Annotated in this window: 6 protein-coding genes; 3 read left to right on the plus strand and 3 right to left on the minus strand. The window is 34.7% G+C overall.

Annotation, left to right across the window (positions count from 1 at the left end):
* The first annotated feature begins 3 nt into the window (after nucleotides 1–3).
* The 3 genes from WN975_RS07540 to gldM all read left to right on the plus strand — a co-directional run bounded on the left by WN975_RS07540 (nucleotide 4) and on the right by gldM (nucleotide 6,093).
* Entirely contained in the window at nucleotides 4–3,318 is a 3,315-nt protein-coding gene (locus WN975_RS07540; RefSeq protein WP_337965977.1) for a DUF5107 domain-containing protein, read from the plus strand.
* Between the two features lie 540 nt (nucleotides 3,319–3,858).
* Complete coding sequence (gene gldL / locus WN975_RS07545) at nucleotides 3,859–4,506, plus strand: gliding motility protein GldL (protein ID WP_337965978.1); 648 nt, start codon at nucleotides 3,859–3,861, stop codon at nucleotides 4,504–4,506.
* 48 nt (nucleotides 4,507–4,554) lie between these two features.
* Nucleotides 4,555–6,093 (plus strand): gliding motility protein GldM, encoded by a 1,539-nt coding sequence (gene gldM, locus WN975_RS07550; protein WP_337965979.1) that lies wholly within the window; start codon nucleotides 4,555–4,557, stop codon nucleotides 6,091–6,093.
* A 272-nt stretch (nucleotides 6,094–6,365) separates the two neighbouring features.
* Here gldM and WN975_RS07555 read toward each other — a convergent pair whose 3' ends face one another.
* The 3 genes from WN975_RS07555 to WN975_RS07565 form a co-directional block, all read right to left on the minus strand.
* A complete protein-coding gene (locus WN975_RS07555) occupies nucleotides 6,366–8,633 on the minus strand; it encodes a GH92 family glycosyl hydrolase (protein WP_337965980.1) in 2,268 nt (755 codons plus the stop codon).
* 89 nt (nucleotides 8,634–8,722) lie between these two features.
* Nucleotides 8,723–11,062 (minus strand): glycoside hydrolase family 95 protein, encoded by a 2,340-nt coding sequence (locus WN975_RS07560; protein WP_337965981.1) that lies wholly within the window; start codon nucleotides 11,060–11,062, stop codon nucleotides 8,723–8,725.
* A gap of 84 nt (nucleotides 11,063–11,146) precedes the next feature.
* Complete coding sequence (locus WN975_RS07565) at nucleotides 11,147–14,092, minus strand: discoidin domain-containing protein (protein WP_337965982.1); 2,946 nt, start codon at nucleotides 14,090–14,092, stop codon at nucleotides 11,147–11,149.
* Between the last annotated feature and the right edge of the window lie 113 nt (nucleotides 14,093–14,205).

The raw sequence follows: 14,205 nt of genomic DNA on the forward strand, positions 1-14,205 counted from the left end.
ATCATGCAAAAAGTAAATATTTGGAAGGAAAAAATAATCCTACCAACCTATGAGGTGGGCAAACCTGAAAAAAATCCTGTATTTATTGAGAAAAGAGTTTATCAGGGAAGTAACGGATCTGTATATCCTTATCCGGTTATTGAAAAAATCGCAGACGAAAAAATCGACAAAGAATATCAAGCCGTTTATCTTGAAAATGAGTTTGTTAAAATAATGATCTTACCTGAACTTGGCGGACGTGTGCATATGGCGTACGATAAAACCAAAGAACGTCATTTTGTATATTATAATCAAGTTGTAAAACCTGCATTAGTGGGACTTACAGGTCCGTGGATTTCGGGCGGAATCGAATTTAACTGGCCACAACACCACAGACCAACGACTTTTGATCCGGTAGATTTTACGATCGAAGAACATGAAGATGGAAGCGCAACTGTTTGGTGCAGCGAAGTTGAGCGTATGTTTAGAACCAAGGGTATGGCGGGTTTCCGATTATATCCTGATAAAGCATATTTAGAAATTAAAGCACAATTGTACAATAGAACATCGTTTCCACAAACCTTTTTATGGTGGGCAAATCCTGCGGTTAAGGTAAATGACGATTATCAATCGGTTTTTCCACCGGATGTAAATGCTGTTTTTGACCACGGTAAACGCGATGTTTCATCTTTCCCGATTGCAAAAGGAACGTATTATAAAGTAGATTATTCGCCGGGAACTGATATTTCACGTTATAAAAATATTCCAGTTCCAACGTCTTATATGGCGATTGCGTCTAAATATAATTTTGTGGGCGGATACGAAAATGATTCAAAAGGCGGGTTACTTCACGTAGCCAATCATCATGTTTCTCCCGGAAAAAAACAATGGACTTGGGGACATGGCGATTTCGGTCGTGCGTGGGATCGTAATCTTACTGATGAAGATGGTCCGTATATAGAATTAATGTGTGGCGTTTACACGGATAATCAGCCTGATTTTACGTGGATTATGCCGGGTGAACAAAAAGATTTTACGCAGTATTTCATGCCGTATCGCGATTTAGGTATCGTAAAAAATGCGACCAAAAATGCAATGGTCAATCTGGAAAGTATCGACAATAAATTAGTAATTAAAGCTTATACAACTGGCGTTTATCCGAAAACAACGGTTACTTTAAAAAACAACGATACTATTTTATTACAAAAACAATACGATGCTTCACCGTACAATTCATTCGAAGAAACAATTGATTTTGACAGCAATGCTTCTTTAGAAGGTTTGTCGATTTCAGTAACAGATGTTGATGATAAAGTTTTGGTAGATTGGGCTTACGAAGGACCAAACGAAGCTGAAATTCCTGAAGCTGCAAAACCTGCACTTGCGCCTGAAGATATTGAAAGTAATGAGCAATTGTTCCTTACAGCACAACATTTAGAGCAATACAGACACGCTACTTATAGTCCGATTCCGTATTATAAAGAAGCTATAAAACGTGATGCTGGCGATGTTCGTTCGAATAATGCAATGGGATTATGGTTGATGCGAAAAGCAAAATTTATAGAAGCTGAACCTTATTTTAGAGCAGCAATAAAAACTTTGACGCAAAGAAACCCAAATCCGTATGACGGTGAAGCGTATTTCAATTTAGGTTTATGTCTTAAATATCAAGATAAAAATAAGGAAGCTTACGACGCTTTCTATAAAGCAACATGGAATGCGGCCTGGCAAAACCAAGGTTACTTTTATGTAGCACAACTTGACGCATTAAATGGCGATTATGAATTGGCTTTGACGCACATCAAAAAAGCAATTTCTAAAAATACCGAAGATCATAAAGCGTTGCATTTGCAAGTTGCCTTTCTTAGAAAATTAGGTCAACAAGAAAAAGCGCTACAATTAGGAAATGATTATCTTGAAAATGATTGCTTCAATTTTGGATTACTTTTCGAGAAATATCTTTTAAGCAATGACAAAAAAGACCTTGTGTATTTTAATTCATTAATCAGAAACAACATTCATACTTATATAGAGTACGCATTAGATTATGCTGCTGCAGGTTTGTATCAGGAAGCTGCGAGTTTATTAAATGAAGGTTTAAAAGATGAAGAAACGTTTCCAATGGCATGGTATTTTGCGGGTTCTTTTTATGAAAAATTAAATGATTTTGGTCAAGCCGAAAAATGCTTCAAAATGGCGTCTCAGGCAAAACCGGATTATTGTTTCCCTAATCAAATTGAAGCTGCAATAGTACTTCAAAATGTAATTGAGAAACAAACCAATGATGCAAAAGCTTTGTATTATTTAGGAAACTTCTGGTATGCTTCAAAATTTTATGATGATGCGATTTCTTGTTGGGAACAATCTGTGGCTTTAGATAATACTTTCCCAACTGTACATCGTAATTTGGCTTTGGCCTATTATAATAAATTAGAAAACGAACAAAAAGCCCTTGCCAGTTTAGAGAAAGCATTCTCATTAGATTTACAAGATTCTAGAATTTTAATGGAACTTGATCAATTGTACAAACGTTTGAACAGAGATTTGGTTTTCAGATTGGCTTTCTTGGAGAAACATTTAGAATTAGTGATTCAGCGTGATGATGTTTATTTAGAAAGAGTTGCTTTGTACAATCTTTTAGGAAAACACGACAAAGCTTTAACCTTATTACAAAACCGAATTTTCCATCCGTGGGAAGGTGGCGAAGGAAAAGTAAGTGGACAATATCTGGTTTCATTAACTGAAATTGCCAAACAACAAATCTCCGAAGGGAATTATAATGAAGCAATTGAACTTTTAGAACAAGCACAAACGTATCCTGACAATTTAGGAGAAGGAAAATTACCGGGTGCACAGGAAAATGACATTCATTATTGGTTGGGCGTTGCTTTCGATAAAAAGAACAATCAGGAAGAAGCTAATAACTGTTGGAAAAAAGCAACTCAAGGACTTGAAGAGCCAACGGCTGCCATTTTCTATAACGATCAGCAACCTGATAAAATTTTCTATCAAGGTCTTGCTTTCTTGAAATTAAATGACATTTCTGAAGCTAATAAACGTTTCGAAAAGCTTGTTGCTTATGCTCAACAACATTTGAACGATCATGTTACGATTGATTATTTCGCCGTTTCACTTCCTGATCTTATGATTTGGGAAGATGATTTGGATAAACGAAATAAAATTCACTGCTTGTATATGCAAGGTTTAGGACTTCTAGGTTTGGATGAAAAAGCTGAAGCTGATGCAACTTTTACAACTGTTCTTTCTGAAGAAAAAAGTCATTCAGGAGTTACGATTCATTTGTCTTTATTGAAGAATGAGGAATCGGTTTCTGTTTAAAAATAATGGTTAGTGGTTAGTAATTAGCCCCGACAGGTTTTAAAAAACTTGTTGGGGCTTTTTTTGTAAATGAATATGGTACGCGGATGACACGGATTCGCTTTGCGAAAACGCGGATAAAAACGGATTTTTTTTATTTTGCTTGCACTGGTTATTTTCAATCTTGTCATCTCGACTGAGAAGATATCACACTCATAGATTGACAAAGATTGGGGCTTTTAGTTACGTAGCTTCTTGTGTGATCTCTCATCCGTCGAGCTGACAAAACTATTCAGAATAACTTTTAGGGCGAACCTTTGTCAAAGTTTTAAACTTTGACAAAGGTCATGAACCCTCCAACACTTTACATCAAAAAAAAAATGTCCTAATCTGATATTTTAATGCTTTTTTATGTTTTACGATATTTTATAGTGTGAAGTATTTTTGCATGTTTTTAATAAACAACGAATTGCTCCTAATTATATAAACAAAAATTAGCACGCTAATCGAACTTATTATTAAACCAAAAACACAATTTAAATTTTTAAAACAAACAAAATTATGGCATTATTAAGTAAAAAAGCAATGAATTTTGCTTATGGTATGGGAGCAGCAGTAGTAATTATAGGAGCATTATTCAAAATTACTCACTTTGAAATTGGACCATTAACTGGTACATTGATGCTTTCTGTAGGATTGGTAACTGAGGCGTTAATCTTTGCTCTTTCTGCTTTTGAACCAGTAGATCATGAATTAGACTGGACTCTTGTTTACCCGGAATTGGCTAATGGTCAAGCTAGAAAGAAAACAGACAAAGTTGAAACGCCATCTGATACACAAGGATCGTTGTCTCAAAAATTAGACAATATGTTGAAAGAAGCTAAAATTGACGGAGAATTAATGTCAAGTTTAGGAAACTCAATCAAAAATTTCGAAGGAGCTGCAAAAGCAATTTCTCCAACAGTAGATTCTATCGCTGGACAAAAGAAATATGCTGAGGAAATGTCTATGGCTGCTGCGCAAATGGAATCATTAAACAGCTTATACAAAGTACAATTAGAAAGTGCTTCAAGAAATGCACAAGCAAACAGCGAAATCGCTGAAAATGCTTCTAAATTAAAAGAACAAATGCAATCAATGACTGCAAACATCGCTTCTTTGAACAGTGTTTACGGTGGTATGCTTTCTGCAATGAATAACAAAGGATAATTAGTTTTTAACTATTATAATTTTATTAATAAAAACTAATTAGAAATAATGGCAGGAGGAAAATTAACCCCTAGACAAAAGATGATTAACCTGATGTATCTGGTTTTCATCGCAATGTTAGCAATGAATATGTCAAAAGAAGTATTATCTGCTTTTGGCTTAATGAATGAAAAATTTGAAAGTGCTAATACTTCTTCAGAGCAAACAAATGATGGTTTATTGAAATCTTTAGATCAAAAAGCAGCTGAAGCAAAAGGAGAATTCGCAACTGAGGCAGTTATTGCTCATAAAGTTAAAACAATTTCAAAAGAATTTTATACATATATCGGTTCTCTAAAAGGCGATATTTTAAAAGGATTTGAAACCGACAAAGAAACAGGAAAATTACCTTATGAGTCTATGGACAAAGGTGATACTATCGACAACTGGTTTACAGGTGAAGGATATACTGCTAAAGGTAACGAGGTAATTTCTAAGATTGAAAAATATAAAGCAGACATGAAAACTGCTTTGAAAGACAAAAAGTATGCAACTATTATTGCCGAAATTGAAAGCAAATTTGATGTTTCAGATGTTGCAAATAAAGAAGGTTTAAAAGATAAATATTTAGCTTATCACTTTAAAGGTTTTCCAGCTGTTGCTTCATTAGCTAAACTTTCGGCTTGGCAAAATGACGTTCAAAAAGCAGAATCTGATGTTTACAGTGCTGCTTTAGGGAAAGCTGCAATAGCAGAAGCTTCTTACAGTAAATTTCAAGCAATTGTTGTTTTAGATAAAAATGCTTATTTCCAAGGTGAAAAAGTTACTGGTAAAGTAGTTTTAGGTAAATATGATCCTAATGCTCAATTTAGTGACTTTAAAGGTCCTGGAAAATTAGTAAACGGTCAAGCTTTATTAGAAATGACCGCAGGTGGAATTGGAGAGCAAAAAATTGGTGGTTCGTTCAATTTTGTTGAAAATGGTAAACCAATCAATCTTCCTTTTAATGGAACTTATGTTGTAGTACCAAAACCAAATTCTGCTACAATTTCTGCAGACAAAATGAATGTAGTTTATAGAGGTGTTGTTAACCCAATCTCTGTATCATTCGCTGGTGTTGCGGATAACAAAGTTGTTGCTAGTGCTCCGGGATTATCTTCTGCTGGTAAAGCAGGAAAATATAACATGAGTCCTGGTTCAGGTACTGAAACGACTATTTCTGTAACTGGTACATTGCCAAACGGAGATCAGGTTACAGATAAGAAAACATTCAGAATTAAAGGTATTCCTGGGCCAACAGGAACAATTAGAGGTGAAATGGGTATCGTTAAAGGACCTAGATCTAACTTAGAAATTGCTACGATTGGTGCTAATTTACTTGATTTTGATTTTGAGGTTGGTTTAGAAGTTGTTGGATTTAACATGAAAATTGCCGGACAACCTACAGTTGTTGTTAGCGGTAACAAATTAAATGCACAATGTAAACAAGTTCTTTCAAGAGCAGGTAAAGGAGATCAGGTTACTATTTCTGAAATTAAAACTAAACTTGCTGGAGCTGGTAGTTATTTACTACCAAGAACTGCACCCGTAATTTACGAAATACAATAAGACAAATATTAGATCTGACACGATTTTAAACTGTTAGGTTTTTGGAAATAAAAAAGGTTTAATGATTAATTTCATTAAACCTTTTTTTATTGTTTTTTTTACAATCTTGTCATCCTTTGAATATAGTACGCGGATGACACGGATTCACTTCGTGAAAACGCGGATAAAAACGGATTTTTTTATTTTACTCGTAATGCTATTTGCAAATAATAAAATTAAAATCTGCGAAGACCCGTTCAATCCGCATAATCCGTGGGCAATTTTCATGAAATTTATTTAATTGGTCTGTCTTCTACTCTAGTTCCCCATTTCTTATTGGGTTTTGATCCCATTATAAATTCTAAAACTCCGCCATTATCAATATCTGATTGATTAATAAAGGTTTTACTATAACTTTTGCCATTTAATTTGGCGCTTTGGATATAAAAATTTTTATCAGAAACATTGTTTGCTATAACTTTAAAAATCTTTCCGTCTTTCAATTCAATAGAAGCTTCTTTTAATAATGGCGATCCGATAACATAAATACTACTTGCAGGATTAACAGGATAAAATCCCATTGCGCTAAAAATATACCACGTCGAAAGTTCTCCGCAATCATCATTTCCGGAATATCCTGATGAGGTTGTATTGTACATTTTTTTCAAAATCTCTGAAACATATTGTTGCGTTTTCCAAGGTTGACCAGCGTAATTATATAAATAAGCAATATGATGACTTGGTTCGTTTCCGTGTGCATATTGACCAATGAAACCGGAAGCATTGTCATTAACTTCTTCGGGTTTATCTTCTAAGGTGAAAAAAGTATCTAGTTTTTTCGTGAAAGCATTGTCGCCGCCCACTAAACCTACAAGCCCTTTTACGTCTTGTGGAACATACCAAAAGTATTGCCAGCCGTTGCCTTCCGTAAATGGATATCCGCCGTTTGCGCCATATTTTAATGGATCGAATGGACCAATCCAATTACCTTTATCGTCTTTAGCTCTGAAGAATCCAATTTGTTTATCGTATAAATTTTTATAGAATTGAGAACGTTTTGTAAAATGATTATAATCGTCTGTTTTGCCTAGTTTCTTCGCTAATTCAGCTACACACCAATCATCATAAGCCATTTCTAAAGTTAATGAAACGGACTGAGATTTTAGATTCTCCGGAATATATCCGTACTTTTCCCAAATACCAAATGGCGATCCCGGATGTTCACGCATCGCCGAATTCTTTACAGCTTCAAATGCTATTTCGGCATCAATTCCTGACAGATTTTTAAGCACGGCATCAACCACCACCGGAATGGCGTGATTGCCAATCATGCAATAATTTTCCTGTCCCCATAATTGCCAAATTGGTAAATATCCAAAAGCTTTATAATACGCCAACATACTATTTACAAAATCAACTGAACGTTCTGGTTGCAAAATAGTGTACAAAGGATGCGCGCCACGATAAGTATCCCATAAAGAAAATGTCGTGTAATATGGTTTTGATGAATTTCTGGTCGTAAAATCGGCTGATGGATAATCTCCGCTAACATCTGATAAAGTGTTTGGCTGAATACAAGTATGATATAAAGCGGTATAGAAAATTTGTTTTTGTTCTTGTGTTCCTTCAATTTTTATTTTTCCGAGTTCTTTTTCCCAAACAGCATCGGTAGTATTTACAATTCCTTCAAAATCCCAATTAGGAATTTCAGCCTGAACATTCAAACGTGCATTTTCGATACTGGTTGCTGAGATTCCAACTTTCACCAAAACTTCTTGTTGTTTTGAAGTATCAAAATCTAAAATTGCCCGAATTGCATTTCCGTTAACTATTTTGGGATTGTCATAAATATTTCCACCATCCGTTACATGATTATGGATTATAGGTTGCGAGAATTCAGCGTGGAAAAATACTTTTCGCATTGGCGCCCAACCTGTAATAACACGATAACCTTCAATTGTATGATCATTAGGAAATGAGATTTGTGATGCAATTATGCGCGTATTCCAATCTGATTTTTTCATCGAATGATCTAAATCGATCACAATATGTGCTTCTTTATTTTTAGGAAAACTGTATTTATGAAAACCTGCGTGTGTAGTTGCTGTAAGTTCTGCTTTTATCTGATAATCTAACAATTCGACGCTATAATAACCGGGTTTAGCCGATTCTTCATCATGAGAAAATTTTGATTGATAGGCATTTTGTCCGGCTTCTTCCTTAACTATTGCACCACTAAATGGCATCAACATAACATCGAATAATTCTGCAACGCCGGTTCCGCTTAAATGTGTGTGACTGAAACCTGCAATAGTGGTGTCGTTATAATTATAACCACAAGCAACGCTCCAATCTGGAGTATTTCTGGTATCTGGACTAAGTTGCACCATCCCAAACGGAACTGTTGCTCCGGGATAATTATTACCTGAAAGTGGCGATCCGTGTGCTGCTCCAGTTCCTATAAATGGATTGACATGCGACGTTATTTTTTCTGTTGTTTGCGCTCCCAGAATTATTGAACTTAGAAATATTCCGCAGAATAATATTTTATTTAAAGTCATTGTTTAGAATTAAATTAGTAAAACATGATTAGAAAACATTAGATCTGACAGGTTTTAAAAACCTGTCAGGTCTAAATAAACTTTATAGATTACAATTTAGAAGACGTAATCTCTTTCATTTCTCCGTTCACTTTCACTTTTACCTTTGTTGTTACAGGAGAAAAAACTTCATATTTCGTTACTTTACCTTTTTCCCATTTGATGTTTACCGTAAAGTTTCCTTCGGATTTAAGCCCTTTTACTTCGCCTTCGTTTAGCCAAACATCTGGCATTGCAGGCAATAATTCGATAAATCCTGCGTGACTTTGAATCAGCATTTCGCCGATTCCTGCTGTAGCTCCAAAATTTCCATCAATTTGAAATGGTGGTCCAGCCGAAAGTAAATTTGGATAAACTCCTCCTCCTGCTCCATAATTGATGTTTGTTGCCAATGTTGGTCTTAATATTGTTTTTAATAATTTATAAGCTCGGTTTCCTTCTTTCAAACGCGACCAAAACAACATTTTGTAAGCTATAGACCAACTCGGACCATCATCTCCTCTTATTTCAAGAGTTTTCTTAACTGCTTCTGCAAGTTCAGGAGTGCTTTCAGGCGTAATTAAAGATGCCGGATATAAACCGTATAAATGAGAAACATGGCGATGCTGCGGATCTGTTTCTTTATAAGGTTTTAACCATTCCTGAATTCTTCCATCAGGCGAAATTACTCCTGCCGGAGGCAATAATTTCAATCGTTTTTCGAGCTCAATTTTTAAATCCTTGTCCAATCCTAATTTTGTTGATGCTGAGATTACGTTATCAAATAATTCACGAACAATCTGATTGTCAATTGTTGGTCCCATACAAACGTGTGCTTCTTGTCCGTTTGGTAAGAAAAACGAATTTTCAGGTGATACAGATGGCGAAGTTACCAACCAACCTGTTTCGGGATCTTTTACCAACATACTGTTGTAAAACTGAGCTGCTCCTTTTATAACCGGATAAATTTCAGCCAAATATACTTTATCATTTGAATACAAATAATGGTTCCATAAATTGTTGCACAACCAACCAGAACCTGCTTTTGCAATTCCCCATGAAGCACTTTCGCCAGGTTCTGTAAAGCCCCAAACATTGGTAATTACGTGCGCCACCCAACCATCGGCATTGTAATAAGCTTTTACGGTTTTTTCTCCGTAAGGAACCATTTGTTTAACCAAATCTTTCAGCGGAAGATTCAATTCTGATAAATTTGCAGTTTCTAAAGCCCAATGATTCATCTGGACATTTACGTCAAGATGATAATCTCCATTCCAAGGTGTTTGCACTTGATGCGCCCATAAACCTTGTAAATTTGGTGGCAACAAACCAACTCTTGTACTGCTAATACTTAAATAACGACCATATTGGTAAAACAAAACCGGAAGTCCTGCATCTGAATCAGAATCTTTCATAAAAGCATCTAAACGCTCATTTGTGGGCAATGCTTTTTTGGCTGGTTTCCCAAAGTTCAAAGCAACGCGATTGAATAACTTCTGATAATTTTCGATGTGTGTTTTCTTCTGATCCTGATATTTCTTTTGCATCGCTGAATCCAGAATTTTATCTACTGAAACTTCGAAGTTTTTATCTTTAAAATCAGTTCCTGCAGAAATAAATAATACGACTTCTGTTGCATTTTTTATTTCGATTATATTATTAGTATATAAAGCATTTCCATCTTTTAATTGAGCTTTTACTTTAGCTTCATATTTCATTCCTTTTCCGTCGATTCCATTGTTTAATTGTCCTGACATTACAAGAGAATTATCGCTTCCATTTACGGTTTTAAAATGTTCTAGCCGATCTAACTGAACAGTGAAATTCAACTTTCCTTTTTTACTTGAAGTCAATTTGATAAAAGCGGCATCATCACCAAAACCTGCAAAATATTCACGTTTATACGTTACGCCATCAAGTGTAAATTGCGTTGCTGCAATTGCAGTTTGTATATTCAGATTTCTGCTGTAATTTGTAGCTTTTGATTGGGTTTTATAATTAAATTTTAAGGTCATATCTCCCAAAACCTGATAACATCCAAACTGCACATTTGCGCCGTCTCCACTTCCTGAACCCGGACCTGTACAGACAAAATTTTCATTGATTAGCTTTTCGGCATCGCTGTTTTTATTGGCTAAAAGCAATTCTCTGATCTGAGGCAAAAAAGTATATGCTTTATAATTGTTCGCATCTTGTGGTGATCCGCTCCATAAAGTTATATCGTTAAGAACCAATTTTTCAGTTGTGATTCCTCCATCGGGCATAATTCCCAAACGTCCGTTTCCTAATGGTAAGGTTTCTTCCCATTGAGATGCTGGTTTTGTATACCATAATTCTAACGGATTACTTTGCGAATAGCCTAAAAAAGGCAGTATTATAAAAAGTAATGATTTATATTTTTTGATATTCATAATTATTATTTTAAATTATTTTGCAATGTTTATTAAACCTGACAGGTTTTAAAAACCTGTCAGGTTTACGTTGAGAATAATTTCTTATTTATTATAAGGAATCGCTTTTATAACTGGTTTTTCTCCGTTTTTCAAAAGCGTTTCGTCAAATTCTATGATAACTTCTTTGCTTTCTCCTTTTAGCAAAGTAAAATAACTATCACTAACAATTGCCGGTAAAATTTGCGCTCCAGTTTTATCATTTAAAACTTGAATATGAATTCCAAATGCTAATCCTGAAGGACTTGAAACTTTAGATTTTATAACATATTTCCCATTTTGTTTTACAACTTTACTGGAAACAGTTACGTTTGTTTTTGGCAATTTATTCAAATCTGTGAAGTCTTTCATATTAGAACCTCTCCAATAAAAATTTTCGCTAACCAATTTGTTTTGAGCATCTTTTAATTTTAATCTGATAAAATGTACCGGACTCAAATCTGAAGTATTTGTATTGGTTTCGGCTCCAAAAATTTTGAAATCATAAAGCGAATATCCCCAACCTGAACCTCGTTTTATACCTAACATTCGAACATAACGCGCTTTTACTTCATCAAACGAAATGGTTTCAATACCTTGTTTTCCTTCTTTTATAACGCTTGCATCTGTCCAATTTTTTGCATCTGTACTAGTTTGAATTTTATATTCTTTTCCAAAAGCATTTTCCCAATTCAAAACCACACGATTTACAACATATTCGTTTTCAAGATCAACGTAAATCCATTCGTTATCTGTTGAATTACTTGCCCAACGACTGTTTGAATCTCCATCTGTAACGTCTCTCGTATTTCCTCCATCTGTTGAAGAAGCTGTTGCATTTTTCTGAAAAGCCAAATCTTTTTGATTCGAATAAAACGGAATCACAAAACTTTCTGTTGCAGTATTCGAATATGACTCTACAATCGCTTTTTGGTTAAATTTTGCAACTGATTTTCCATCTAAATTATAAACCGTTGCTTCGGCATTTAGATTTTTAAAATCAGTTCCTGTTGTATTAATTACTTTAACCGAATTATTAACTGGATTCCACTGAATGTGTAATGGTTCACAAGCCGATTTTACGCCCCAATATGCTCCGGTTAAATCGTAATAATAATCATAAGTCTGCCAAACCATACTTGGATATGACGATTGACTCATCCAGGTCATAATTCCCGAAGCATCTTCCCACATATGATCTAACCAGCCTTCGTACATGGCTTTGTTGGTTTCGATATTTAGCAATTGCGCTTTTGTGGTATATTCTTCCAGATTATTCGGTTTTCCGTAACGTTCTGTGATGCTTTTATCATAATTATCAGGCGAAGCGTTAAAGGCTTTTTGTCCAAAGAAATGTTTGTCCCACATATCATTTCGTGGCCACCAATCTTTTTCAGGTATAAATTTCTTGAAACTTTCGATATTAGGAAAAACTGCTGTACCAATTTCAGTTCTTAATCCCCAACCTGGTCCATCTCCGGTTCCTACATAAGTCGCAGGATATTTGGTAAAATAAAACCTTGGATCTTTATTTCCCCAAAGTCCGCTTCCGCTCAGGTTTCCTGTGTTTGAGCATGGCTGATAATATCTGTCATTATTATCGAAAGTTTTGATATTTTCGGCAATCCAACCGTTAAGCGGAGGTTGAGGAACTCCTTCATTATCTCCACACCAAACGGCTATACTTACATGATTTCTTACTCGTTTTATTTTTTCGACAACATTGTTATTAAAAGCATGAATATCTAATGGTAAATTAGGATTTGCATTTAGCCAAAAATCATCCCAAACCATAATTCCATATTTATCGCACGCTTCATAAAATTCATCATCTGTAGTTGAACCTAACCAGTTACGAATGATGTTGTAATTCATTTCTTTATGAAGTTTTACTTTTAGATCGTATTCATCTCCTCGGCAACGAAGCATATATTCGCTCATTCCCCAGTTTCCTCCTTTTAGAAATACTCGTTTTCCGTTTATCGAAACATGTAAAACGCCTCCTTCTGTATCATAGGTATATTTTTTAATTCCGAAAGTTACTTTTTGAGCGTCTGAAACAACATCTCCAATTTTAAAAGTAAATTGACAAGTATATAAATTAGGATCTCCGTAACCATTTGGCCACCATAATTTTGGATTCTGAATGGCTAATTCCGGAAATTGTTCTTTGCTTAGTTTTATGTTTGTAATGGCATTTGCATCCAAACTTATTTTTTTAGAAAAAGTAATATTTCCAGGCATTATAACTCCTGTCAAAACTCCTTCTTGATTTTGTGCCGAAGAATTTTTAAGATCTACTTTTATTTCAAGATCTGCGCGTCCGTTTGACGGTAAATCTGTATGAATCCAAGGATCTATAATGGTAATTTTATTGGTATTACTAAGAAAAACATCATCTGTAATTCCTGAGTTTAATCCCGGAACATACGGCATCCAATCCCAGCCTGCGCTCGAAATATAAGTTGGACTTCCGTAATTATTTAAAGGTTGTTTTGGAATACTTACCAAAATTGCCAAGACATTTTTTTCTTTGCGATGCACCAATTTGGTAATATCAAATTTACCACGTTGCATCATTCCACTTAAAGTGGCTATTTTTTTTCCGTTAAGGTAAATATCTCCTTCACGATTGATTCCTTCAAAATTTAGCCAGACAATGTCTTTTGTGAAATTCTCCGGAACAGTAAATTCAGAACGATACCAAAAACTACGATCATATTTTGATTTATCTACCTGATAGATATTATCGCCATAATTGGGATCTTTTTCTATTCCGCTTACGACATATGAATTAAAAATTGTGCCCGGAACAACGGCTTTTACCCAATTTGTATCGGAATAATTTGAAGTGAATATTTTAAGACTATCCTGCCCTAATTCTGCTTGTGGTTTTAGCTTCCAAACAATATCAGAAGAGTTTAAACTTACTTTGTTTTGAGAATAAACGCTGAACGATAAAGCATTTAAAATCAATAATATTGTATAAATCTGAATATTAATAAACTTCATATTGTTGCTTAATTGGTTTACAGATTGTAAACATTAGAAAATAAGAATGCCATTTTGGAATAAGTTTTTTCTAACAGAAAACTCACTTAGTACTGTTATTACCTAAATCCAAA

Origin of the sequence: uncultured Flavobacterium sp., assembly GCF_951805225.1 — a bacterium.
GTDB lineage: Bacteria > Bacteroidota > Bacteroidia > Flavobacteriales > Flavobacteriaceae > Flavobacterium.

Excerpts from the sequence above, each read along its gene's own strand:
- gldL (WP_337965978.1), top strand. The coding sequence starts at position 3,859 with ATGGCATTATTAAGTAAAAAAGCAATGAATTTTGCTTATGGTATGGGA.
- WN975_RS07565 (WP_337965982.1), bottom strand. The coding sequence starts at position 14,092 with ATGAAGTTTATTAATATTCAGATTTATACAATATTATTGATTTTAAAT.
- WN975_RS07540 (WP_337965977.1), top strand. The coding sequence starts at position 4 with ATGCAAAAAGTAAATATTTGGAAGGAAAAAATAATCCTACCAACCTAT.
- WN975_RS07560 (WP_337965981.1), bottom strand. The coding sequence starts at position 11,062 with ATGAATATCAAAAAATATAAATCATTACTTTTTATAATACTGCCTTTT.
- gldM (WP_337965979.1), top strand. The coding sequence starts at position 4,555 with ATGGCAGGAGGAAAATTAACCCCTAGACAAAAGATGATTAACCTGATG.
- WN975_RS07555 (WP_337965980.1), bottom strand. The coding sequence starts at position 8,633 with ATGACTTTAAATAAAATATTATTCTGCGGAATATTTCTAAGTTCAATA.